The 22,035-nt window shown below is 65.8% G+C and carries 23 protein-coding genes and 1 tRNA gene; 12 read left to right on the top strand and 12 right to left on the bottom strand.

Annotated features, from left to right (window positions below):
* Window position 1: 1 nt before the first annotated feature.
* The 3 genes from QOL62_RS10445 to QOL62_RS10435 form a co-directional block, all read right to left on the bottom strand.
* A complete protein-coding gene (locus QOL62_RS10445) occupies window positions 2-268 on the bottom strand; it encodes a spike base protein, RCAP_Rcc01079 family (protein ID WP_103728095.1) in 267 nt (88 codons plus the stop codon).
* Window positions 269-372: 104 nt separating this feature from the next.
* Entirely contained in the window at window positions 373-1,419 is a 1,047-nt protein-coding gene (locus tag QOL62_RS10440) for a polysaccharide pyruvyl transferase family protein (protein WP_283406180.1), read from the bottom strand.
* Window positions 1,420-1,454: 35 nt separating this feature from the next.
* Window positions 1,455-2,324, bottom strand: a complete 870-nt coding sequence (locus QOL62_RS10435) for a glycosyltransferase family 2 protein (protein WP_103728093.1) — start codon at window positions 2,322-2,324, stop codon at window positions 1,455-1,457.
* 304 nt (window positions 2,325-2,628) lie between these two features.
* On the opposite strand from QOL62_RS10435, the gene QOL62_RS10430 reads away from it, so the two are divergent.
* The 3 genes from QOL62_RS10430 to QOL62_RS10420 all read left to right on the top strand — a co-directional run bounded on the left by QOL62_RS10430 (window position 2,629) and on the right by QOL62_RS10420 (window position 5,971).
* Window positions 2,629-3,840, top strand: coding sequence for a polysaccharide pyruvyl transferase family protein (locus QOL62_RS10430; RefSeq protein WP_283406179.1), 1,212 nt, complete (start codon window positions 2,629-2,631; stop codon window positions 3,838-3,840).
* On the top strand, window positions 3,837-5,285 hold the full coding sequence (locus QOL62_RS10425; protein ID WP_283406178.1) for a glycosyltransferase family 4 protein: 1,449 nt from the start codon (window positions 3,837-3,839) through the stop codon (window positions 5,283-5,285). Before QOL62_RS10430 ends, QOL62_RS10425 begins: the two co-directional genes overlap by 4 nt.
* A gap of 239 nt (window positions 5,286-5,524) precedes the next feature.
* Window positions 5,525-5,971 (top strand): hypothetical protein, encoded by a 447-nt coding sequence (locus QOL62_RS10420; RefSeq protein ID WP_283406177.1) that lies wholly within the window; start codon window positions 5,525-5,527, stop codon window positions 5,969-5,971.
* On the opposite strand, the gene QOL62_RS10415 is transcribed toward QOL62_RS10420, so the two are convergent.
* Window positions 5,968-7,113 carry a glycosyl transferase gene (locus QOL62_RS10415; RefSeq protein WP_283406176.1) on the bottom strand — a complete coding sequence of 382 codons (1,146 nt, stop codon included), beginning with the start codon at window positions 7,111-7,113 and terminating at the stop codon, window positions 5,968-5,970. The two genes, QOL62_RS10420 and QOL62_RS10415, sit on opposite strands and share 4 nt — an antisense overlap.
* 175 nt (window positions 7,114-7,288) lie before the next feature.
* On the opposite strand from QOL62_RS10415, the gene QOL62_RS10410 reads away from it, so the two are divergent.
* Together QOL62_RS10410 and QOL62_RS10405 are read left to right on the top strand one after the other, a co-directional pair.
* On the top strand, window positions 7,289-7,966 hold the full coding sequence (locus tag QOL62_RS10410) for a response regulator transcription factor (RefSeq protein WP_283406175.1): 678 nt from the start codon (window positions 7,289-7,291) through the stop codon (window positions 7,964-7,966).
* A complete protein-coding gene (locus tag QOL62_RS10405) occupies window positions 7,963-9,357 on the top strand; it encodes a sensor histidine kinase (RefSeq protein ID WP_283406174.1) in 1,395 nt (464 codons plus the stop codon). Before QOL62_RS10410 ends, QOL62_RS10405 begins: the two co-directional genes overlap by 4 nt.
* Before the next feature lie 416 nt (window positions 9,358-9,773).
* Here QOL62_RS10405 and QOL62_RS10400 read toward each other — a convergent pair.
* Window positions 9,774-9,860, bottom strand: a tRNA-Leu gene (locus QOL62_RS10400).
* 159 nt (window positions 9,861-10,019) lie between these two features.
* Window positions 10,020-10,538 carry a cytochrome b gene (locus tag QOL62_RS10395; RefSeq protein ID WP_283406173.1) on the bottom strand — a complete coding sequence of 173 codons (519 nt, stop codon included), beginning with the start codon at window positions 10,536-10,538 and terminating at the stop codon, window positions 10,020-10,022.
* Between the two features lie 106 nt (window positions 10,539-10,644).
* Between QOL62_RS10395 and QOL62_RS10390 the strand changes: the two genes are divergently transcribed.
* The 5 genes from QOL62_RS10390 (at window position 10,645) to QOL62_RS10370 (ending at window position 14,468) form a co-directional block, all read left to right on the top strand.
* The gene (locus QOL62_RS10390; protein WP_283406172.1) at window positions 10,645-11,136 is read left to right on the top strand and encodes an acyl-CoA thioesterase; all 492 of its coding nucleotides are present in this window, start codon (window positions 10,645-10,647) and stop codon (window positions 11,134-11,136) included.
* Window positions 11,137-11,187: 51 nt separating this feature from the next.
* On the top strand, window positions 11,188-12,675 hold the full coding sequence (locus tag QOL62_RS10385) for a helicase HerA domain-containing protein (RefSeq protein WP_283406171.1): 1,488 nt from the start codon (window positions 11,188-11,190) through the stop codon (window positions 12,673-12,675).
* 71 nt (window positions 12,676-12,746) lie between these two features.
* Entirely contained in the window at window positions 12,747-12,926 is a 180-nt protein-coding gene (locus QOL62_RS10380; protein ID WP_283406170.1) for a DUF4169 family protein, read from the top strand.
* The gene (locus QOL62_RS10375; protein WP_103728082.1) at window positions 12,926-13,129 is read left to right on the top strand and encodes a hypothetical protein; all 204 of its coding nucleotides are present in this window, start codon (window positions 12,926-12,928) and stop codon (window positions 13,127-13,129) included. The genes QOL62_RS10380 and QOL62_RS10375 overlap by 1 nt, the downstream gene beginning before the upstream one ends.
* 181 nt (window positions 13,130-13,310) lie before the next feature.
* Window positions 13,311-14,468, top strand: coding sequence for an acyltransferase family protein (locus QOL62_RS10370; protein WP_283406169.1), 1,158 nt, complete (start codon window positions 13,311-13,313; stop codon window positions 14,466-14,468).
* A gap of 5 nt (window positions 14,469-14,473) precedes the next feature.
* Here the strand turns inward: QOL62_RS10370 and QOL62_RS10365 are convergent, their stop codons facing one another.
* The 3 genes from QOL62_RS10365 to QOL62_RS10355 form a co-directional block, all read right to left on the bottom strand.
* Window positions 14,474-14,953 (bottom strand): hypothetical protein, encoded by a 480-nt coding sequence (locus tag QOL62_RS10365; RefSeq protein ID WP_283406168.1) that lies wholly within the window; start codon window positions 14,951-14,953, stop codon window positions 14,474-14,476.
* Between the two features lie 109 nt (window positions 14,954-15,062).
* Window positions 15,063-16,064 carry a L,D-transpeptidase family protein gene (locus tag QOL62_RS10360; protein WP_283406167.1) on the bottom strand — a complete coding sequence of 334 codons (1,002 nt, stop codon included), beginning with the start codon at window positions 16,062-16,064 and terminating at the stop codon, window positions 15,063-15,065.
* Window positions 16,065-16,180: 116 nt separating this feature from the next.
* Entirely contained in the window at window positions 16,181-16,651 is a 471-nt protein-coding gene (locus tag QOL62_RS10355) for a peptidylprolyl isomerase (protein WP_103728079.1), read from the bottom strand.
* A 225-nt stretch (window positions 16,652-16,876) separates the two neighbouring features.
* Here QOL62_RS10355 and mgtE point away from each other — a divergent pair, with 225 nt between their 5' ends.
* Both mgtE and QOL62_RS10345 read left to right on the top strand, forming a co-directional pair.
* Window positions 16,877-18,310 carry a magnesium transporter gene (gene mgtE, locus QOL62_RS10350; protein WP_283406166.1) on the top strand — a complete coding sequence of 478 codons (1,434 nt, stop codon included), beginning with the start codon at window positions 16,877-16,879 and terminating at the stop codon, window positions 18,308-18,310.
* Window positions 18,311-18,337: 27 nt separating this feature from the next.
* Complete coding sequence (locus QOL62_RS10345) at window positions 18,338-18,733, top strand: DUF1489 family protein (RefSeq protein WP_283406165.1); 396 nt, start codon at window positions 18,338-18,340, stop codon at window positions 18,731-18,733.
* Window positions 18,734-18,743: 10 nt separating this feature from the next.
* On the opposite strand, the gene nudC is transcribed toward QOL62_RS10345, so the two are convergent.
* The 3 genes from nudC to QOL62_RS10330 are packed head-to-tail and all read right to left on the bottom strand — an operon-like array spanning window position 18,744 to window position 22,025.
* A complete protein-coding gene (nudC, locus tag QOL62_RS10340; protein ID WP_283406164.1) occupies window positions 18,744-19,649 on the bottom strand; it encodes an NAD(+) diphosphatase in 906 nt (301 codons plus the stop codon).
* A 1-nt stretch (window position 19,650) separates the two neighbouring features.
* Window positions 19,651-20,961 (bottom strand): serine hydrolase domain-containing protein, encoded by a 1,311-nt coding sequence (locus QOL62_RS10335; RefSeq protein WP_283406163.1) that lies wholly within the window; start codon window positions 20,959-20,961, stop codon window positions 19,651-19,653.
* The gene (locus tag QOL62_RS10330; protein WP_283406162.1) at window positions 20,958-22,025 is read right to left on the bottom strand and encodes an A/G-specific adenine glycosylase; all 1,068 of its coding nucleotides are present in this window, start codon (window positions 22,023-22,025) and stop codon (window positions 20,958-20,960) included. The genes QOL62_RS10335 and QOL62_RS10330 overlap by 4 nt, the downstream gene beginning before the upstream one ends.
* Window positions 22,026-22,035 lie beyond the last annotated feature (10 nt).

The following is a 22,035-nucleotide window of genomic DNA, read 5'->3' as shown; positions in this document are numbered from 1 at the left end:
CTCACGCCTCCGCGATAAGGTCGGCGGCAGTCGTTCCGGTGGCACGGACGAACAGCGCCCGCACGGCCACGTAGCTGGCATCGGGCAGGTTTCGGTACGTGACATCGGTTTGCCCGTCGACGCCGCGCAGGACGATGTCGCCGCCGGTGCCGACGTAGATTCCCCTGGGCACCAGCGCCAGCGCCTGAGTGTCATGAGGAACGATAGGATAAGGCGCGCGCGAAGGTGCGAAGGGCGCGTCGGAGTGACTCTCGAAAGGATCGGACATCGCATAGTTCCCGGATTGGAGAGGAGGAGCGCGCCGTTTTTCACGCCGCGATGTTTCCTTTATGTTCCAGCCAGGGCGATGTAGGAAAGTGGTTTCTTGCGTAGTCAGACGGTCAGATTTCCCGCCGCCCGCCGCGCCATCTCCTCCCGAACACTCTGCCGGGCCGCGCGGTCATAGGCGAGGGCCTGCTGCACTTGCGCCCTTGCATCGCCGGTATCGTCACGGGCGCGAACCGGGACCGCAAAGGGATCGGCGACACTGCGGACCTTGGCCGTACCGTCATCGACGGCAATGACCGGCGCATCGGCGAGGATCGCGAAAATCAGCGCATGAAGCCGGTTGGTGATCACCAGGGCAGCATTCCTGTACAGCCGGAAAAGCGCTTCGAGATCATACCCGTCGTGCACGCCGATTTTAAGGTCGGACCAGCGGCTCACAAGCCGGGCTGCGACCGCCTTGTCCATATGGGCCCGGGGATCATGGCAGGCGATCACGACATGCACGCCGGGCAGCGCGGTCACCGCCGCCCGAACGATGGCGTCAGTCGCGGCGCCTTCGAACGAACGGCCTTCGCTGCCATCGGCGCACGGGGCGATCACCAGCCATGCCTGCGCGCGGGGAGGCGCTTCAACCGCCGGACCGGTGCCCGTCTCCAGGAGCACCATGTCCGCGTGTACCGCGCAGTCCTTGTTCGGCAGGAGAGCCTTGAGGTTTTCCGTCGACGCCGTGTCGCGAACGTGGATCGTCTTTGCGGCGCCCAGGATGCGGCGCCACCAGAACCGATGATGCGCAGAGCGGATGCGGCTGATGCCGAGGCCCCGCGTCGTCAGGCGTCCTCCTCCCAACCTTGCGCTGATCACCGCCAGCCACAGGCCGAACAGCGCGGCGCAGGACACGTTGTCCCGCACGAGCTGGCCGCCGCCAAAGACGATCTCGGCTCCGTAACATCGACGGGCGCAACCCAGAATCCTGCGCCCGGCAATCAGTTCACCCCCCGCCGCCGCCACCTGCCTTTCGATTTCCGGAGGAAGCGCGGCCCAGCGGCGGACCAATCCTCCAGCTCCGCACGACAGTGCCAGGTTCTGCAGCAGAAGCTTCAGGTCCCCGAGATTGTGCAGGTCGCCACAGACGAATACCAGCCTTCGAGCCATCGGCCCTGCTCCCCCACCCTCGGCCGGAACCGTCGTCACATCTCGAGGATGCGACGCGGATCGACCCGGCCCCTCAGCCAGTCGAATATCGCAAGGGAGTTGCCGAGCAGCCGCCCGCGCCTGTCGATGGACCGCTCCGGTCGCAGGCTCCGCACCAGGTTGGACGCAAGATTCTGCAAAAGGAGCCGGTGCCCGAAACTTCGGCGGATTGTACCCTTGCGCCGCAGGTAGATGATGTTGGCGACCTGAGAGTACCCGAGCCGCTTACCTGACGTGCGTCCTCCCGTGACCCCCAGATGAACGCCGGTTACCGCGCCGGTCGAAACCTGCCGCCCATGGCGGCCGAGGCGCCTGGTGAAGTCGATGTCCTCCTGCCACCCATAAAGCGGCAGGTTCTCGTCGAACCGCATGCCCTGCGCGGCGCTCATGCGGATTGCCATATTGCAACCGTAGAGTTCGTGCCGGTCGCGCAGCTGGAGGCTGTCCCGAAGCGGCGCAGCGGCAAGGATACGCTGCGCTTCCTCGACGGTGAACCCGCCGCCGCGCACGCCGTCGGCGCGCAGTTCGCCCGTGATTCCCACAAGATCCCGATGCGTTGCGAAAAGCGCCTCCACGTTCGCCAGATAGTTGGGTGCGGGCACGAAATCATCGTCGAAGAAGACCACGATGTCGGCCGTGCCTTCGACCGCTGCCAGTGCCGTGTTGCGTTGACGGCAGAGACCTTTCGCGGCGAAGAGCACCCGCGCGTTGCAACGTGCGCTTTCCAGCCCGGCCACGTCATCCGGGCTCACCGCGATCACGAGCACATCATCGGCTGGACGGGTCTGGTCCGCCAGAAGGTCCACCGCCTGCCGCACCGCCTGCGCCCGTCCCACCGTGGCGATCACGACATGGATGATGGACACGCCTTGAATAGCCTCCGGTTGAATGCCGACCGCCAGAAGGTGCAGGAGGTCGTGCTCACGAAGTCGTGCTCACGACAATGCCTGCACCGCCTGTTATCCCGCTGGGGAGCAAGCGATAGGAGCATGGTTTCGAACCGTATTGTTAAAATGCCTTCACCATCTGCGAAGACGTGTCGGCTTCTGTTACTTAAGCGCCATCCCGCAGCATCTACGGCATCGCGGCAACCGTCCACGCCATGGAGCCGCCTTGAGCATGACTTCCCTGCCAGACGCTGCCGAAAGGACTCTGCCAAGGGGCAGGTCCTTGCCGGTTCCGCGGCGGGTGGTCCTCTTCAACGTCAAATACAGTCCGAATCTCGGCGACGGCCTGCTGAGCGAGTGCCTTGAGCGCGAACTGGGCCGCGCGTTGCCCGGCTGTGACGTCGTTTCCGTCGATCTCGCAGGCCGAAGGCACTATCCCCTCGTCCATGGGCCGGCACGCGGCGCCGTACTCGCCCTGCTTGAACGGTGCCCGGCATCGCTACGCCGCCTGCTGGCCGGAGCCATGCTGCACCTGCTCCTCGCCTTCCGGCTTCGCGCACACTATCGCCGGGCTCTCCGGGGTGCCGAGGCCGTCGTCGTGGGCGGCGGCAATCTCTTCACGGACGCCGATCTCAATTTTCCGGTGAAGATCTGGGGCGCGCTTGGCGAAGCGTCCCGCAAGAGCGTCCCCGTCGCCGTCTTCGCCGTTGGCGTGGCGCGCACGTGGTCACGCCCCGCCGCCAGGTTGTTCGGCGGGGCGCTCGGTCGCACAGCGATCGTGGCCGCCTCCGTCCGGGACGAGAAGTCGCGCGAAACCTGGTCCTCGCACTTTCGGGGGACGACGGCACCGCTACCCGATGTCGTGGTCGATCCGGGAGTGCTGGCGAGCCTTCATTTTCCTGTTGCCCTCCGCCGGAAGGGAAGCCGCAAAATCGGCCTTTGCGTGACCGACCCTCTCGCGGTTCGCTATCATAGCACCCGTGCGTCTGCGGCTAATCTGGAAGCATGGTATCCTGCGGCCCTGCAGTCCCTCGTGGCCCACGGCTTCGAGGTTGCGCTGTTCACCAACGGCAGCCCTGAGGACAGAGGATACCTCTACCGCCGGTTCGAGGAGTGGATCCGCCGCGCGAAAGGTCCGGTCACTCTCAGCCGCAGCTTCGACGATCCTGCAGCGCTGACCACTTTCGTCTCGGGGTGCGACGGCATCATCGGCCACAGGATGCACGCCTGCATCGCGGCGTTTTCCTTCGGTGTTCCCGCCGTCGGCTTGCGCTGGGATCCCAAGCTCGACAGCTTCTTCGACATGTCGGGCCGAAGCGCTCACATGCTGGACCCCGCCCGCGTCAGTGGCCGGGAAGCGGGAGAACGCATCCTTGCCGCGCTGGCCGATCCTTTTGACCCCCGGCCGCTCATCGCACGCGCGCAGGCACAGGTCGCGGGCCTCGCCGCCAGCCTGCAAACCATCCTGGCGGAACGAGCGCTGGCCCGCCGATGATCGAACGCATCGTCCAGATCAACGATCTCAGCGACCCCAAGGGCGGTGCCAGCAAGCTCGCCGTCGATGCGGCCTGCGCTCTCGCCGCGCGCGGTCACCAGGTGACCTTCATCACGGGGGATGAGGGTTGCAGCCCGCGTCTGGATCGGGCGGGCGTGGAGATCGTCGCGCTGGGACATGAGCGCCTGCTTGCGCGCGGCCGACTGCGCGGAGCGGTGACGGGGCTCTGGAACCGGGCGGCACAGGCCATGGTGCGCAACTGGATCGACGCCAATGATACAGGCCGCACGGTCTATCACCTTCACGGCTGGTCTCAGATACTCTCGCCTTCCGTATTCAGCGCCCTTGAGCCAGTTCGCGGACGCCTCGTTCTCTCGGCGCACGACTTCTTCCTCGCCTGTCCGAACGGCGCCTTCGCCTCGATGAAGTCAGGCGCAGTCTGTCCCCATGCCCCGTTGAGCCGAGCGTGTCTCACCACGCCGTGCGATCGGGATGGATCGGCGCAGAAGATCTGGCGCAGCGTGCGCCATCTTCTCCAGCACCACGCGTTCGATGCGCCCTCATCGCCGCCGATCCTCGCCATTCACGAAGCCATGCGGCCCTACCTTATCCGAGGTGGCATCCCATCGGGTGCGATCACCGCGCTACCCAATCCCGTCACCCCGTTCTCGAGCGAACGGATCAAGGCGGAGAGCAACAGGGCGGTGCTATTCGTTGGCCGCCTGGAGGAAACGAAAGGGCCCGATCTGGCGGCCGAAGCCGCCGCGCTGGCAGGGGCGCCGCTGACGATCGTTGGCGAGGGCCCGCTTGCCGCGAAAATCCGAGCGCGCCATCCGAGGGCGCAACTCCTTGGACGGCGCAGCCCGGAGGAGATCCGGGCGATCGCCAACGCGGCCCGGCTGCTGGTCATGCCCAGCCGCTACCCTGAACCCTTCGGACTTGTGGCGATGGAAGCGGCCTGGAGCGGGTTGCCCGTGCTGCTCGCGGATACGGCGCTGCTGGCACCGGACCTGGTGCGATGCGGCGCCGGACTCGCCGTGGATCCCCGCGATACCGCAGCCTTTGCCGATGCGATCCGACGCCTCGCCACCTGCGATGCCACGACACGCGCGATGAGCCGGGCAGCGTTCTACAAGACGCGCTCCCTCGCCTTAACGCCCGAAGCGTGGATCCAACGGATAGAGCAGGCCCTTTCGGCGCAACTGCCCCCGACCGGAGTTCTTCGTCAGACGACGAGACCGACTATCGCCACCCAGATCCCGAGGCTGACGGCTGCGGCCAGCACCCACCACTTCCACACGATCGGCTTGCCGCCGATCGCTGCCGAGTGGCGCGACAGCCGTTCGGGCGACGCAGGAGCAGCGGAGGAGCGCAGCCCGCCCGCTCCCTCGTCCGTGAATTCACCCTGGGACATATTCAACCGCTTTCGTCATTCCTCGCCGTAGAAACAACCCGAACACTCCTGAAAACGTTCCAAGCCTACCACGGCGGTCCGAAAGCGTCGAGCCGCGCAGGAGATGAGGGTGTCGGCCTCTCTCCACCTCTCGAACTCGCAGGTCTCGCGACAACACATGGCCACCTACAGCTTGGCGGCATTCGGCGCCTGCGCGGCCCTCCGCGTCAGCGACCTCCGAAACTGCGACCCGAAACGCAATCTTCAGCATTCCCCCTTATTCGTTGACGCATGAGGTCACCCAATCCCACCGCCCATCATCTGGTCACCGCCGCAAGAGCCATCCTGCCGATGGCGGCCGCCATTCTGGCCTGCGGCGTCGTCCATCTGGAATGGGCGGTGTCGACGGCGGCGTGCTGGACCCTCATTTGCGGCGTGATCCTGCTGATGGCCATGCCGCGCCTGAGGGCCGGCGATGGGCTTGGCTTCCTTGCGCTGTTCGTCACCCTGCTGGAATGCATCGGCGCCGCTTCCAGCGGCATCGCAGACGCGCAGCGCTGGCAGGCGTGCATCGCCGTGACAGGCGCCATGGTTCTCCTGCTCAAGGTACAGCATCTGCGGGCGCTCGCCCGGCAGGACGGCTACGTCCCTCTTCGCCACCTTGAACGCCGCAGCGCCGTGCTGAACCGCTCGCCCGCGCGCGGGTGCGACTCCGTCCCCCCTCGACGCTCGCGCTAGGCGGCCGCGCTCATCACCGGCGTGCCCAGCCCGGCAAAGCGCTCAACCACGTCGGCTGCGGCCTGGACGGGCTTCGCGTGCTGGAAGGTCGGCGCGCCACCCGGAAGCCAGGATAGACCTTCCATCGCACTGGCCATGCGCTCGCGCTGCCAGCCGACATAGGCGGCATGGCAGGCGAAGGCGCGGTCGATGGCGGCGATCGGATCCTCCTGCGGGGTGACCACGTCGCCGAAGTGCCACATCGCGTAGTCTTCACTGTTCCGCCAGGCGACGGCATGGGCATCGACGAACAGGCAGGGCCGCGGATAGACGAGGAACTCGTAGACCTGGCTGCTGACGTCCCCGACGTACAGGTCGGCGCCGAGGGTGTAACTCATGTCATTGCAACGCATGGAGCCGAGGTCCACTTCGACCTGCCCAGGCACGGCAAGGGATTGCCAGTGGCGTCGTCTGGCGGCGGACCACGTGCGCGCCAGCCGGACATGAGGCGCCACGATCAGGTTGTAGCGTCCGTCGGCGACCACCGCATCGACCAGCTTTTCTCCGAAAGCGTGGATGGAGGAATGAGCGGACGAGAAATGCGGATTGTAAAGGATCGTGCGGCGCTCGTTCCGGAACAGCGGCGGACGCTCTGCGGCACGGGCAAGGACGGTGGAAAGTTTGATGGGGCCGGTCACCGTACACTTCTCCGGCGGCACGACGCCGCTCTCGACCAGCCGGTCCCGATCCTTGTGGCCTGCGACCATGACGTGCTCGAACAGGCGGAAACGATCCTCGAACCCCACCGCACGGTCGCCCGCGCCATGGGGAATGTGAAGGATCGGCGGACAGGCACCCGAAAGCCGTTTCAGAAGCGTGGATGTGCGCTCGGCGCAGAGGATTACGGCGGCGCTCCGCACCCTCCCGGCCCAGGCTATCAGCCGAGCGCTCTTGTGCATGCCTTTGGGCAGGAGCGCGGCGCCGGCGGGCAGATCCATGACCACCACCTCGGGCAGCGGCTCGCCACCTGCCTGCTGCCGCGCCGCCTGCGCCTCTGCGTCGGTGGATACGAAAAGCCGCACGCAGCCGGGGTGCCGCCGCTCCAACTCGCAGGCCACAGGCAGGATATGCCCCAGCTGATGAACGCCTCCGATGGCAAGCACATGAACAGGACGGGATTGAAAAGCGGAACTGGTCGCGGACATCCGGCGCCCCTTGCCGAACCGAAATGTTTGCAGAGTGGGCGCATCATGTAGATTTGCCCATGTGATGATTAGCCGTTGCCCCGGCGGGCCAAAACTCGACGCCGGAACAGCTCCGGGTTATGGATGCCGCCTGATGCATATACTTCTAGTCGAGGACGACGCCGCCCTTGCCGCGCACATCATGGCCGGCGTTCGGGAGGCCGGGCACGTGGTGGAACACTGCGCGGACGGGCGCGACGCTCTCGTCCGCGCGACATGCGAATGCTACGATGCAATCATCCTCGATCGCATGCTGCCGACCCTCGATGGCCTCAAGATCCTCGCGGCGCTGCGGGCGACGGACGATGCGACGCCCGTGCTCATCCTCAGTGCTCTGGGGGATGTGGATGAACGAGTGCGCGGTCTGCGGGGCGGCGGGGACGACTACATGGCAAAGCCTTTCGCCATGTCCGAACTCTTGGCGCGGCTGGAAACCCTTGCCCGCCGCAACGCGCCCGTGGCCGAGACCACCAGCCTCCTGCGGGTTGCGGACCTCGAGATCGATCTGGCCGCTCACTCGGTCACCCGCGCAGGAAGACGCATAGCGCTCACTCTGCGGGAGCTGAGGATCGTCGCCTATCTGGCACGCAACGCCGGGCGCGTCGTCACCCGCACGATGCTGCTCGAGAATGTGTGGGACTACAATTTCGACCCCCAGACCAACATCATTGACCAGCACATCAGCAAGCTGCGCCAGAAGATTTCCGAGGACAACGAAGCGGAGCTGATCCACACCGTCCGGGGCGTCGGCTACATGATGCGCGGGGCATGAGGCGGCTTCTCCGCAGCTTCTCGTTCCGTCTGGCCTTGATCTATGCCGGGCTGTTCTGCCTGTCGGTCGCACTCCTGGTCGGCACGGGTTACTGGCTGCGGGTCACGGTCCCCATGGACGAGGTGCGCGGCAGGCTGGAGCGCGAGGCCGAGCAGTTGCAAACCGCCTATGGCCGGGGTGACCTGCCCCCGCTGGCCGCCGCGCTCGAACGCCGGGCCGCTCGCCTGGACGGCCCCATGGCCTTTCACGCGTTGCTGACGCCGGAAGGGCGAACGGTCGCCGCCAACCTTCCCAGCTGGCCGCTGCAACCGCGCCGGGACCTGTTGTTCATCGAAGCCGATGCCTTCGCGGACGGGGTGGAGATCGATCACACGGCGCTGGTCCGGGACATTCGTCTCCCGAATGGCGCCCGCCTCCTGGTCGGCCGCGACGTGGAAGAACTGATCAACGAAGGCGAGATCCTACGCACGGCCGCCGTGTGGATCCTGGGTGTCACGTTGCTTCTGGGGCTTGGCGGCGGTTGGCTGATGAGCCGCGCCATCGGCCGGCGCATCGAAGCCCTGACGGTGACGGTCCGTCAGGTGATGGAGGGAGATCTCACCGGCCGCGTCCACGTTCGTGGCACGGCAGACGATTTCGACCGGCTCGGCGAAACGCTGAACATGATGCTGCACCGCATCCAGACCCTCTTTCAGGCCGTGCAGCGCGTGTCGGACAACGCGGCTCACGAACTGAGAACCCCTCTTGCCCGGCTGATCGGTCGGCTCGAAGCGTTGGAGCACCTGGCGCCTGATGCCTCGCCGGCGCGGCTTGCGGCAGGAGACGCCATCGTCGAGGCCAACCGGCTGCAGCAGATCCTTTCCGCGCTCATGCGGATCTCGCGCCTGGAGAACGGGCGTCATCCTCTTCACCTGCAACGCACGGACGTCGTCCAGTTGCTGGAGGACCTGTTCGAGTTCTACCAGCCCGAGGCAGAGCGGATCGGGACAAATCTCATTGTCTCGGCCCGGCGCCCCCTTGTTGCCGATCTGGACCTCGATCTTGTCTTCCAGGCGTTGTCGAACCTCCTCGACAATGCCCTGAAGCATGCCGGCGCAGGGTGCCGCGTAGAGATTTCCGCCATGCGAGAGGCCGGGGGGCTGGTCCTGAGCGTCCGTGACGATGGCCCCGGAATCGCTGACGAAGACGCCGCGCGCGTGACCGAGCAATTCTACCGCGCTGCGAAGGCATCGGCCGTTCCCGGCGAAGGGCTGGGCCTGAGCATGGTTGCCGCCATTGCGCACGCGCATGGTGCGACGCTTGAGCTGGTTGCGGCACAGCCGGGACTTCGTGTCTCACTCATCATCCCGGAGCACCACGCGACCGGCGCGGAGCAGAGGGGCACGATCTGACGATCATGCTTCCAGGTGTGAACCCGCGCAAGTTCCGGCTATTTCCAAGTGCGGGTGATGATCGAGCCGACCTGCACAGTGACGGTCCAGCGGATCCGACACTGACCTGCTCCCGAAGACGGCCAGCGCGTTTGCCGCACCGACCGTTGGGGGGGAGGTGATCAGATCCGAATGCGGCATGATGCACGCCGCCACCGCGCTGATACCTACACACAGCGCTCCCGGTTCGCAGAAAACACCCCGCAGCCCCGCCCGTCATGCCCAAAGACTGCGCCTGACACCCTCAGACTCATACCCATACCGAGTAAATCAGGGTGTCCAGCAGCCGCAAACCAACGCCGAAAACCGGCAGAACTGCGCGCGTTCGCACAGGCCGGGTGCCCGAAGGCAATGATCAATGCTATTCAGAAACTGCCTGGTGCGGTCGAGAAGACTCGAACTTCCACGGGCTTTCGCCCACAACGACCTCAACGTTGCGCGTCTACCAATTCCGCCACGACCGCTAAATCAACGGGGAAGGATTTGCATCCGCCCCGTGGCAGGAGCGCGCCATTAGCAAGGGGATTGGGATCTAGCAAGCGGCTCGTGAAGATTATTTTCGAAAAAAGGCATTTTCTTTTCGCCCACTCCTGCGCAGCCGCTGCACGGACCGCCACCCCGGCTCAAAGCATCCGCCGCAGAACGCCGTCCTTGAGGATGAAATGATGGCGAAGGGCTGCAGCCACATGCCCCAGAACAAGCGCAAGCATCAGCCAACCCGCCGTCTCGTGGAACTGTGCGCCAAATTCCTGCAGCACGCTGCCCCGTGGGACAGGCAGCTTGGGCCATTCGAACAGGCCGAACCAGGAGATCGGGTACTTGCCACCCGACGACATGATCCAGCCGCTCAGAGGCATGGCTATCATGAGGAGGTACAGCAGCCCGTGGACGCTGTGGGCGAGCCCCCTCTCGAGCCGCCCCATCGTGGCGGGATAGGCAGGCGCCCGCCAGGTCAGTCGCCAGCCGAGCCGGATCAGGGACAGCGCAAGCACCGTCACGCCTGTCGCCTTGTGCACCGGCATGATCGGGACGACATCGCTCAAGCTTTCCTTGAGCAACCCGCCAGCAAGGTTTGCGACGATGATCACGGCGGTGATCCAGTGCAGGGCCCGCGCGCCCGCATTGTACTTCGCATAATCCATTCACAGGCTCCCCTTGCAGCAGAACCGCGCGGCTAACCCATGACCCTTTTCAGTGTCCACAAGTGAAGCACTGGAAAGGCGGGCCGGCAACACCTACTCCAGCCGGATGAGCCGTATCCCGCTGCGCCCGCGTGCCGCTTACCGCACCTTCGTACCGATCACGACGCGATGGCACGACAACGATGCCTATGGCCACGTGAACAACGTCATCTACTACGCCTTCTTCGACACGGCAGTGAACACCTGGCTGATCGAACAGGGTTTGCTCGACGTTCATGCCGGCGATCCGATCGGGCTCGTCGTGGAAACGGGCTGCCGCTATGCCGCGCCGGTCCACTTCCCGCAGACGCTTAAGGTGGGGCTGGCGGTGGCGTCCCTCGGCACCAGCAGCGTGACCTATCATCTCGGCCTGTTCGTGCAGAACGAGGAGTACGCGGCTGCGGAAGGCCACTTCACCCATGTCTACGTCGGCAGGGAGGACCGTCGGCCGGTTGCCTTGCCGTCACCATGGCGCCAAGCGCTCAGCGCTCTTCACGCCCACCAGTCCACCGCCCGGGGCGAGCCAGCGCGCTGCGCCTCCAACGCAACCTCTGGATAAAGCATCGGGGTTGCTTGCCCTGCCCCCCGTGGCTTTGGCAGGAGCCTCCGCGTGAGCGCCAACATCCTTATCGGCACCGCCCCGCGCGGCGAACCGGTCGAAATCGACATCAAGGAACTTCTTGCGACCCGCCTGCTTGTCCAGGGCAATTCCGGGTCCGGCAAGTCGCACCTGTTGCGCCGCCTGCTTGAGGAAAGCGCCTCCATCGTCCAGCAGGTCGTAATCGACCCGGAAGGCGATTTCGTGTCGCTGGCGGAGGAGTTCGGCCACGTCGTGATAGACGGTTCGGCCTATGGCGAAGCGGAGATCGCCCGGCTGGGGGCCCGCATCCGGCAGCACAGGGCATCGGTCGTCCTGGCGCTCGACGAGCTGGAAATTGACCAGCAGATGAAATGCGCGGCGCAGTTCCTCAACGCCCTGTTCGATGCGCCTCGCGAACAGTGGTATCCCGCGCTTGTCGTCGTCGATGAAGCGCAGATGTTTGCACCGGCTGCGGCAGGCGAGGTGTCGGAGGAGGCACGCCGCGTCAGCCTTGCCGCGATGACCAATCTGATGTGCCGTGGCCGCAAGCGCGGGCTGGCAGGCGTGATCGCCACCCAGCGCCTTGCCAAGCTGGCGAAGAACGTGGCGGCGGAAGCCAGCAACTTCCTGATGGGCCGCACTTTCCTTGACATCGACATGGTGCGCGCGGCTGACCTGCTGGGGATGGAGCGGCGGCAGGCGGAAACGATCCGCGATCTTGCCCGGGGGCAGTTCCTGGGCCTCGGGCCTGCGATCTCGCGAAAACCGGTGTCCGTCAACATCGGTGCCGTCAAGACCGGCGCCAAGTCGGTCACGCCGGGGCTGGCCCCGCTGCCCACTGCCACGACCGAGGAACTGCGGGAGCTTCTTTACGACAACCTTCATGTCGAACCGGAACGGACCGAATTTCATCGCCCCGCCCCCCGCGTGGATGATGCGGAGACGCTGGCGCGCCGGATTGCCGCGAACGAGCTGCTGGAACCGACAACCGCCCAGGCCCGCGAACGTGAGCGGGAGAGAGAGCGGAACGAGCCGGGAGCGGAGGAAAGCCGTGCGGCCATGATCGAAATCATGAACGCCATGGCCGAGGAGGATGACTGCACCTTCCAGTCCTCGACCACGCTGTTCCAGGACTTCACCATACGCTGCCGCATGAAGGGCATTTCAGTCCGGGGCCTTGACGCCACCATGTTCCGCCGTGGCTTCGCAGCGGCGCTTGCCGGCATCGAAAACCCGGACGATCCCCGTTGGGAAGACCTGATCAATCTGTCCAAGCATGTGCCCGACGACGCCCTGGCGCCGTTCTACGTCATCGCCAGAGCCGCGATGGACGGCAAACCCTGCCCGGACGACATGGATCTTGCCCGCATCTACGGCACCAGTTCCCCCCGCCGGGTGCAACGGCTGCTCGACTATCTGGAGAAGGACGGGCTGATCGTCGTGCGGACGGACTTTTCAGGCAAGCGCTCCGTCGCCTTGCCGGACCTCGGGGTCACGACCAGGCCGGAAGAGGCCTAGACCTACGCAACCACAGGCGGTGTCGCACAGGTATCCTTCCACCAGGCGGCCGAATCGCGTATCGGCGACGTATGGCCGAGATCATAAACCTGCGGATGGCACGAAAGGTGCGTGAACGGGCGGCACACCGGGCCGAGGCCGATGCGAACCGGGCAAGGCATGGCCGCTCGAAGGGTGAGCGGGAGCGGCTCGAAGCTGAACGCGCGCGGTCCGAACGCACCCTTGACGGCGCAAGGCTCGAGAAGGACTGATGCGGTCAACTTATCAGGAGGCCAGCGTGCGCCTTTATCATCTGGACGGCGGGGCTGAGGGCGGCGCCGTCAACACGCTGTTCTACGGCGCCCTGTCCGAAGCGATGGCGATCGCTGCCCGGCAGAGCGAGGATGTGCAGGATGGTCTGTTTATCGCCACTGACAACGACGTCGTCGCCTACCTCGACCTGCTGGACAGCTGACGCACCCGGGCTGCATCCAGATCTGAGCCCCTGAGTCGGGTAGCCTGCCCTCCTTCCTGAACCAACGCGCCGTTTCGCGGACCGAGCGCCTCCGGTCCATGTCTCGCGAGGCTCGATTGCTCCGGCGTGGATGCAGGTGCGGCAGCATCTCTCACGGCATCTGATACACTTCCTCCATTGAATGAGGCTGTTCGGCCTGGGGGGATCCGGTGCGTTGACGACGATGAACAAGACCACGTCACAAACGATTGCCGTGGCCCGTGTGCTCTGCATCGCTTGCGTTATCTACGTCCACGTGCCGCCCTACGGCACTGCGCTGACGGCAAAGCCCGATGTGCACGACCTCATCGTCTGGTTCGTGCGGGAGGTCGTGGGTCGTTCGAGCGTTCCCCTCCTCAGCATAATCTCGGGCTTTCTGGCGGCGCGGCTCTCTCAGGAGCGATCTTTCCAGCGCACTCTTGGCCGCAAGACGATGACCCTTCTGGTGCCGCTGCTGGCGTGGAACGCGATGGCCCTTGCGAAGGACATCACCTTCGCCCCGACCACAGCCATTCCGCACGCAAGCGATCTGCCGCGCCTCCTCCTGGGGTTCGACGGCTATCCTCGCGTCATCCCCCTCTACTTCCTGCGCGACGTGTTCCTGTGCAGCCTGCTGGCGACCGCGCTCCGCGTCGGTCTGCGCCTGGCGCCGTGGATGCTGATGGCGGCGCTCCTGGCGAACGCCGTCATGGATCTGGACGGGCGCATCTTCCTGTCGAGCGCAATTCCATTGTTCTACGCGATCGGGCTGGGACTGGGAGACCGGCAGTGGTCAGCCCGTGCGATAGAGGACTACCGGCGCCCCTGCCTTGCGATCGCGGTGACCGCCCTTGTCCTGATCGCGACGCTGCCGTTCATCGCGCCCGGCAGCATGATCGTGGACGAGGGAACCCCGCTCGCCGCGTTTCGGCTCATCGTGCAGCGAGCCGCCGGAGCGGTAGCCTTCTGGTGCCTCGCCGCAGAGATCGTGCGGCGGGGAGAGCACGCGCGGCCGCTGTTGCTGCTCGAACCGGCGATCTTCTTCGTTTTCTGCTCACATCCCCTGATCATCGGCCTGATCCGGCGCCTTCTGGCGCCGGAGGCCGAAGCGGCACAGGGGCCTATGACGACAGCCGCGTTCCTCGCTTCCCCGCTGATCGTGATTGCAGCTGGCCTGGCGGCGTTGCTGGCGCTGCGCCTTGGCGCGCCAGGCCTGTTACGGCTGCTCACGGCCGGGAAGCCGCCGCGCGATGATCAGCTTCGAGCATTGCTGCATGCCTTGCGTCCGGCTCGCACCACGAAGGCGACCGATCCCGGATAACCCTGTCAGAAACGGGCCTGGACGCCAGCCGCCAGGTAGTTGTCGCCGATGTTGACCTTTCCGTCGATGAACGGAACTAACGGCATTGCCGCCGTTCCGTAGGCGCGAAGGTCATTTCCGATGAACCGCGCGCCCACACCGAAGGCAAGCGCCATCGGCAGGCGATAGGTCGCCTCCACCTTGCCGAAGATCTTCGTTCCCGAATCGTCGCAATGCCCGTCGCCGACCCGCTCGCCGTCGGAGCGACGGAAGCACTGTGAATCGTCCTCGAAGTAGCCGTCGTGATCGCGCTTGTGGAAGAATACGCCTACACCCGGCGTAATGGCGAAGCCGCCATCCTCGATCACCGGCATACCCACGGCGAGTTCACCGCCCCAGCTGCCTTCGGAACGCGCGACATTGGCATCGGCGGTGATCGTGGCGGCCGCCGGCGTGGCGGCCACCGTGGCAAGAGCGCTTACAAGGAGGATAAGGTGGAATTTCATCAACGGGCTTTCATGCATTCTTCAGCGGATGAGCCCGGCTAGGATCCTTGCTCCACCGGGACAAGGGCGGGATGTTCCGTCCGTCCCATGACGGAGTCGCCCCGGCGCGTCAGGCCTGAAAGATCACCTCCGTATCCGTGTGAACCATCTGCGCGAGGCGTGCAGCGTCCCAGTTCGTCAACCGCACGCATCCGTGACCTTCGCGGCGAGCGATGGCCTGCGGGTCCGCTGCCCCGTGGATACTGTGATGCTCCCCCGGCAGGTCCATCCGAACCACACCGACCGGGCCATTCGGCCCCGCCGCCAGGTGTATCTCCTCTTCCCCAGGCTGTTTGCTCCTGCCTTGGGTAGGAAGCGGATCATGTGCACTCCCGGTCGTAATCGGGAACTGGGCGATAAGCGTGCCTCGCGCATCGTATGCTCGCAGGTAGCGCTCCGAGGTGTGGACCACCACACGCGCCGCCTGTGGCTGCGCGGCCGCGACGCCCAGTTTCTGAAGTGTCTCCATCCACCCGCGTCCGTCCTCTTCAGCCGCAGCGGGCGCCACCTTGGCGATGGCCGGTACACGGACGATACTGCCCGCGCCGATGCGAGTGCCACGACCGTTGAGGGCGACCAGCGTTTCAGGCGTCGTATGAAACCTTTCGGCCAGCGCCTCGGTGAGTGAGCGGTGGCCAGGTTGCTCACTCGGGGCCTGCTCGGCGACACCTGCCTGAAGCTTCGGCACCAACACTCCCTTCGCGAATGCATCGGGAATGATCACAAGGCTCGTGGCGGTGCTGCCCTGCCCCTTGAATAGGGCTTCCTGCGTGACGGCATCGAGCGTGCCGGTGACAGGAAGGCCGCGCGCCTCCTGGAAACCACGCAGGGCCATGCTGTAGAGCGGGCTCTGCGCTCCATCGATGACGCCCGGCGAAAAACCCATCCGGTCGAGGGCGACCTGAGCGCGCATCGGCAGGCTGTCGGCCGCTTCGGTCTCTCCGCCCCCGGGCGCGTCCGCGAAGGTCAGGGTATCGGCCCTCCTCGACTGCCCCGGCCGCGGCTCTTCGGTTCGGCCACAGGATGCAAGCAGGATGAAGCAGGAGAGGCTGAGAGGGACAAGGCGTTTCAAGCATCCACCATGTTGTGTTCTGACACATGGGAAACGTCCCGCCCTCCCGAAGGATGCCCATGAAAAAAGGGCGGTCCCCGCAGGGCCGCCCTTTTCCCGGATCTCGTCAGCGCCGATCAGCCTTCGCTGATGGTCGCCTTGACGATCTTGCCCGGCTCGCGCGGCGGCTCACCCTTGGGCAGCGCGTCCACGTGGTCCATGCCTTCGACGACCTGGCCCCAGACGGTGTACTGCTTGTCGAGGAACGTCGCGTCGTCGAAGCAGATGAAGAACTGGCTGTTGGCCGAGTGCGGGTAGCTGGTGCGCGCCATCGAGCACACGCCGCGCACGTGGGGCTCGGCGTTGAATTCGGCCTGGAGGTCAGGCTTGCTGGAGCCACCCATGCCGGTGCCGTTGGGGCAGCCGCCCTGCGCCATGAAGCCGGGGATCACGCGGTGGAACTTGATGCCATCGTAGAAGCCCTCGTTGGTCAGCTCCTTGATGCGTTCGACATGCCCGGGGGCGAGGTCGGGGCGCAGCTTGATCTTGACGTCGCCGCCACCGCCGTTGCCGGTGTCGAGCGTGAGGGTGAGGAATTCATCAGCCATTACCTGTCTCCTATAGCCGGCACCGGGGCGCCGGTCGGCTTGGGCCCCGATATAAGCCATGGCGCGCCAATGTCACGCCGCGACGCCCTGAACCGACACGTACCATCCTCCCGTTCGACGCGAATCAGCGCCGCTTCGGCAGGCTGGTCATCACGGCTCGGGGAAACTCGTGCAGCGGCTTGCACCATCGGTTGCAATTGAGGAACAGCCGCGTAGACCGCCTTCATGAGCGAAGCGGATCTCAAGGACGAAGAGCAGGCCGGCGAGGAGGAATCCGCGCGCGCCGAAGCGGCGGAGTCGGAGAGCCTGGATGAGGACAACCGGCTCAAGCCGGAGTTCGTGCGCAGCGTCAAGGAAGCGCTCGATCAGGAAGACGCCGACCGTGTCTACGACCTTGTAGAACCGCTCCACCCCGCCGACATCGCCGATCTCTTCGAGCTGGTGGACGAGCGCGAGCGCCTCACACTCGCCCGCGCGATCCGCGATCTCATGGGTGTGGAAGTCATCGCCGAACTCAACGATTGGGTTCGCGAGCTTCTCGTCGAAGCGCTACCGGCCGATGTCATCGCCGACATCGCCGAACAGCTCGACACGGATGATGCCGTCGCGATGCTGGAAGACCTCGACGAGGAAGACCAGCAGGCCGTCCTCGCCGAGATGGAGCCCGAGGACCGGGCCGCGATCGAATCAGCGCTGGCTTATCCAGAGGAGTCCGCCGGCCGCCTGATGAGCCGCGACTTCGTGGCAGTGCACGAATCGATGACGGTCGGAGATCTCATCGATTTCCTGCGCGAACACCGCGAATTGCCGACCGAGTTCTGGGAGGTGTTCATCGTCGACCCGATGCACCGTCCTATCGGCACCTGCTCCCTGTCCTGGATCCTGCGCACCCCGCGCCATATCCCGCTCTACGACGTCATGGCCCGCGATCAGACCCTGATCCCGGCGGCGATGGACCAGGAAGAGGTGGCGCTGCGGTTCCAGAAGTACGCCCTGATCTCGGCTGCGGTGGTGGACGCATCGGGGCGGCTCATCGGCCAGATCACCGTCGATGACATCGTCCACATCATTCAGGAGGAAGCGGGGGAGGACGCACTGCTGCTGTCGGGCGCAGGCGATGGTGACATCAACGAGCCGATCCTGCTGACCGTCCGCGCCCGCCTCACATGGCTGGTCGTCAACCTGGCGACGGCGATGCTGGCGGCTTCCGTCGTCGGGCTGTTCCAGGGTGCCATCGCCCGGTTCGCCCTGCTCGCCGTCCTTATGCCGATCGTTTCAGGAATGGGCGGCAATGCCGGTACGCAGACCCTCGCGGTTGCCGTGCGCGCTATCGCCACAAACCAGCTCACCGAATCCAACACGGTGCGCATGATTTTGCGCGAACTGCGGATCGCGGTGGCCAACGGCACGGCGCTGGGCCTGCTCATCGGGGTGGGAACATGGCTGATCTTCGGGAACCCGCTGCTGGGTGCGGTCATCGCCTCCGCCATGGTCATAAACAACCTCATCGCGGGATTGATGGGCATCCTTGTGCCCGTCACGCTGGACAAGTTCAACGTCGATCCGGCCGTCTCCTCCGCCGTCTTCGTGACCACCGCCACCGACACGATGGGCTTCTTCTCCTTCCTCGGCCTGGCGGTGCTGACGGGTCTGGCCTGACCGCACTCCCGATCCTATCTAGCGGCCATGCCGCTCCACATGACCAAGATCGCGTTTTCCGCCGAAAGTCCTGCTTCCCTTCGCACCTGGTTGGAGAGCCATCCGGACGAAGCGCTGATGACCACGCGCTATCTTCCCAAGCGCCACGAAGAGATGATCGGCGGTTCGCTGTACTGGATCTTCGAGCACGCGCTGATCGGCCGCTCCCCCATCATCGGCTTCGAACAGAGGCCTGACGGCCGCTGGCACATCCGGCTTGAGCCCCGGCTGGTTCCTGTCGTCACAAAACCCAAGCGGGCGCATCAAGGCTGGCGCTATCTCACGGAGGAGGACGCCCCGCGCGACCTTGCGGACGGCGAGACCGCCGGGGACGCGATGCCGCCCAAGCTCGCACGCGAACTGGCGCGGCTCGGGCTGGTCTGATCTGGCCGGATCAGGGTCTCCCCTGCGCGACCCACCAGCGAAGCAGGGCATGGGCCACGGCATGGCGCGGCGGGGCGCCAAAAGCGCGGCCGACCTCTCCGTTTTCCACCGCTTCAAGCGCATCGATCACATCGTCCCGCGTGAACCAGCGGACGTCCTCAAGCTCCGTTACATCGATGGTGATGGCCGGATCGTCCGCAAAGGCGTGGCACCCGATCATCAATGAGGACGGGAACGGCCAGGGCTGGCTGGCCACATAGGCCACGTCCCGGACCCTCACGCCGGCCTCCTCGAATACCTCGCGCGCAACCGCTTCCTCGATGGTTTCGCCCGGCTCCACGAAGCCGGCGAGGGCGGAGTAGCGCCCCGCCGGAAAGCGCGGCTGGCGACCCAGCAGCAGCTTCCCGTCGTATTCGACGGTCATGATCGTGACCGGATCGACCCGCGGGAAGTGCTCGGCCCCGCATCGGGTGCAGGTGCGCTGCCAGCCGCCCTTGGCAAGGACGGTGGGGTGGCCGCAGACCGCACAGAACCGGTGCCGCGAATGCCAACCGACCAGCGCCCGCGCTCCGCCATAGGCCGCCAGTTCGCCTGGATCGAGCACGTTCATGGCATTCCAGCTTGCCGGGCCAGCATGAGGGCTGCCCTCCGGATCAGGGGCCGGCACCTGCACAAAGCAGGCCGCATCCCCATCCAGCCCGAGGAACACCAGTTCCGCTCCGGGGCCGACATCGGCAAGGGTGCCCCAGGCAAGACCGCCACTGGCCGTCATCACGGGGTCGAGCCCGTCAAGCTTCAGAAGCCGCGCACGTGGGCCCATCAGCCCCGCGATGGCTTCGGGATCGGCGCGCACGTGATCGGCGCGATCGATATGTGAACCTGCAAAGGCAATGGGGGTCGTCGGGGTACGAAGCACGTCAGCGTCTCTCCAGAAGCGCGACGATGTCGGCTCTCAGGGCCTTCTGGAATTCGGGCAGCAGGTCGAACGCGTTGGGCGGCATGAACTGCACGAACAGCTGTGATCGCAAACCGTGGATCATGTCGACCATGCCGACGGTCCCGGCCGCTCCCGACCAGCCAAAGACACCCGCTTCAGCCCCGTGACCGACGCGGCCACCGGCGCCGAAGCCGCTTGGACCGCCAAAGGTCGCGGGCATCAACACGCCCTCGGGCAGCATGTTCGCTGTACCCACGGTCACCGCTTTTTCGCCAAGGACGCGCACGCCGTCGATGGTTCCGCGCTGCGCCAGCATGCGCAGGAATCGGTCGTAGTCGCGCGGGGTGCTGACCAGCCCCGCGCCGCCGAAGGGGAAAGCCGGCTTGTCGAGATAGATGGAGTTGCTGGCCTCATCGATCGGCACGAGCACCTTGCCAGCGGCGCCATAGTTCGTCGTAAGGCGATGGGCTTCGGCAGCGGGCACCTGGAACCAGGTGCTCGTCATGCCCGCCGGCCTGAACAGCGTCTCGTCGAGGTACTGGTCGAAGGGCTTGCCCGCGACCACCTCGATCACCCGGCCCATGAGGTCGAGGCTCATCGAATAGATCCACTGCGTGCCCGGATCGGCGACGAGAGGAACCTCGGACAGGGCCTGGGCGAAGCGGTCCAACCCCACAACCGCGGCCTGGCTGAACAGGCTGGGCACGGCCATGCGGCTGACCTGCCCCGGGACGAGACCCTTGCTCTCCATCAGCGCCTTGATCGGACCTCGCTGGATGATGGTGTAGCCGAGCCCGGAGGTGTGCGTCAGCAGGTGGCGCATCGTGATCGGGCGGGGCGCCGGATGAAGCGCGGTGACGGAGCCGTCGTACGTGTCCTGCACCATCATGTGCCGGAAGGCCGGCAGAACCTCATGAAGGGGCTGATCCAGGCCCATCCGACCCTCGTCGATCAGTTGCATCGCCGCCATCGCGGTGACCGGCTTCGTCATGGAATAGATGCGAAACAGACTGTCGGGCGTGATCGCGTCGGCGTCGGTGAAGCCTTCCGCGCCCCGCGCGACGAACTCCGTCGCGCGCCCGGGCAGCCCCAGCGATGCCACCATGCCCGGAAACTTCCCCGGCCCCACCCAGCGCTCGACCACGGCGCGCACCCCGGCCAGCATGTCCGGCCTCTCCAGCGCGTCGGCAAGTCGCGGCAGGACGGCCACAAGGCCCGCACCGAAGCCGGCCTGAGCCGCCATTCGCAAGATCATGCGGCGGTCCACCGCTGCCTTCATGCGCTCGATCATGCGTCCTCCTTCTGACCCAGCGCCAACCGCGCCGCCTTCGCAAATACCGTAGGCAATCCCGCCTCGTCCAACCGCTCGAGGGGCCACCACTCGCCCTCGCCCATGGCCTGCACGCGCGTACCGCAATGAAGGGCCACCTCGAGTTCGAGGGCAAAGTGCGAGAACACGTGGCCGACCCTGCCAGCGGTCCGCCACAAGCCCTTCAGCGGCTCCCCGCCACTTCCGTCCGCGCGCGCGTTCCAGCCGTCGTCCGGCAAGGCCCTCATGCCGCCCAGCATCCCGGTCGCGGGTCTTCGCACCAGCCATACCTCGGTTCCTGCCGCCCCGCAGTCGCGCTCGATCCAGAAAGCGCGTCCCTGCCGCACCGGCTTGCTCGTCTTCGGCGCCTTCACCGGATAGCGCCCGGGGTCTCCCATCGTTCGCGCAGCGCATCCGGCCGCAAGCGGGCACAGCAGGCAGCGCGGATTGCGGGGGGTACAGACGGTGGCGCCAAGATCCATCATGGCCTGCGCGAAGTCGCCGGACCGGCCATCAGGCGTGATGGCATCGGCTTTCTGCCGGATCAGCGGCCGCGCCGCCGGGATGGGCGTGTCGATGGCGGACAAGCGGCTGACAACGCGTTCCACATTGGCGTCCACAACGACGGCCCGCCGTCCGAAGGCGATCGCAGCCACGGCAGCGGCGGTATAAGCGCCAAGCCCGGGCAAGGCCCTCAGCCCCTCCTCCGTATCGGGGAAGCGTCCTCCACTGGCAGCCACTTCGCGCGCGCAGGCGAGGAGATTGCGGGCCCGGGCGTAGTACCCCAGCCCGGCCCAGGCTGCCATGACATCTTCGTCAGGAGCAGAGGCAAGCGCCGCCACGTCCGGCCAACGGGTTGTGAATGCGGCAAAGTAGTCCTTCACCGCGGCCACCGTGGTTTGCTGAAGCATCACCTCCGAAAGCCAGACGCGGTAAGGATCGGGGGCGGGCGTACCCGGTGGCGCACGCCAGGGAAGCGAGCGGGCATGGATGTCGTACCAGTCAAGCAGCAGCGTTGCGATTGCAGTATCCGAACTGGCGTCCATGCCGTTGCTA

Origin of the sequence: Novosphingobium panipatense, from assembly GCF_900182875.1 — a bacterium.
Classification (GTDB): Bacteria; Pseudomonadota; Alphaproteobacteria; order Sphingomonadales; family Sphingomonadaceae; genus Novosphingobium; species Novosphingobium panipatense.
The sequence above is the reverse complement of the archived record's forward strand: the minus strand, read 5'-3'. Positions and strand labels throughout refer to the sequence as shown.

Coding starts and splice junctions, on each gene's coding strand:
- QOL62_RS10335 (WP_283406163.1), bottom strand. CDS start 20,961: ATGATCGAGCGCATGAAGGCAGCGGTGGACCGCCGCATGATCTTGCGA.
- QOL62_RS10395 (WP_283406173.1), bottom strand. CDS start 10,538: ATGGATTATGCGAAGTACAATGCGGGCGCGCGGGCCCTGCACTGGATC.
- QOL62_RS10375 (WP_103728082.1), top strand. CDS start 12,926: ATGCGGTCAACTTATCAGGAGGCCAGCGTGCGCCTTTATCATCTGGAC.
- QOL62_RS10425 (WP_283406178.1), top strand. CDS start 3,837: ATGATCGAACGCATCGTCCAGATCAACGATCTCAGCGACCCCAAGGGC.
- QOL62_RS10440 (WP_283406180.1), bottom strand. CDS start 1,419: ATGGCTCGAAGGCTGGTATTCGTCTGTGGCGACCTGCACAATCTCGGG.
- QOL62_RS10380 (WP_283406170.1), top strand. CDS start 12,747: ATGGCCGAGATCATAAACCTGCGGATGGCACGAAAGGTGCGTGAACGG.
- QOL62_RS10410 (WP_283406175.1), top strand. CDS start 7,289: ATGCATATACTTCTAGTCGAGGACGACGCCGCCCTTGCCGCGCACATC.
- QOL62_RS10390 (WP_283406172.1), top strand. CDS start 10,645: ATGAGCCGTATCCCGCTGCGCCCGCGTGCCGCTTACCGCACCTTCGTA.
- mgtE (WP_283406166.1), top strand. CDS start 16,877: ATGAGCGAAGCGGATCTCAAGGACGAAGAGCAGGCCGGCGAGGAGGAA.
- QOL62_RS10420 (WP_283406177.1), top strand. CDS start 5,525: ATGAGGTCACCCAATCCCACCGCCCATCATCTGGTCACCGCCGCAAGA.
- QOL62_RS10355 (WP_103728079.1), bottom strand. CDS start 16,651: ATGGCTGATGAATTCCTCACCCTCACGCTCGACACCGGCAACGGCGGT.
- QOL62_RS10445 (WP_103728095.1), bottom strand. CDS start 268: ATGTCCGATCCTTTCGAGAGTCACTCCGACGCGCCCTTCGCACCTTCG.
- QOL62_RS10370 (WP_283406169.1), top strand. CDS start 13,311: ATGAGGCTGTTCGGCCTGGGGGGATCCGGTGCGTTGACGACGATGAAC.
- QOL62_RS10365 (WP_283406168.1), bottom strand. CDS start 14,953: ATGAAATTCCACCTTATCCTCCTTGTAAGCGCTCTTGCCACGGTGGCC.
- QOL62_RS10330 (WP_283406162.1), bottom strand. CDS start 22,025: ATGGACGCCAGTTCGGATACTGCAATCGCAACGCTGCTGCTTGACTGG.
- QOL62_RS10405 (WP_283406174.1), top strand. CDS start 7,963: ATGAGGCGGCTTCTCCGCAGCTTCTCGTTCCGTCTGGCCTTGATCTAT.
- QOL62_RS10345 (WP_283406165.1), top strand. CDS start 18,338: ATGCCGCTCCACATGACCAAGATCGCGTTTTCCGCCGAAAGTCCTGCT.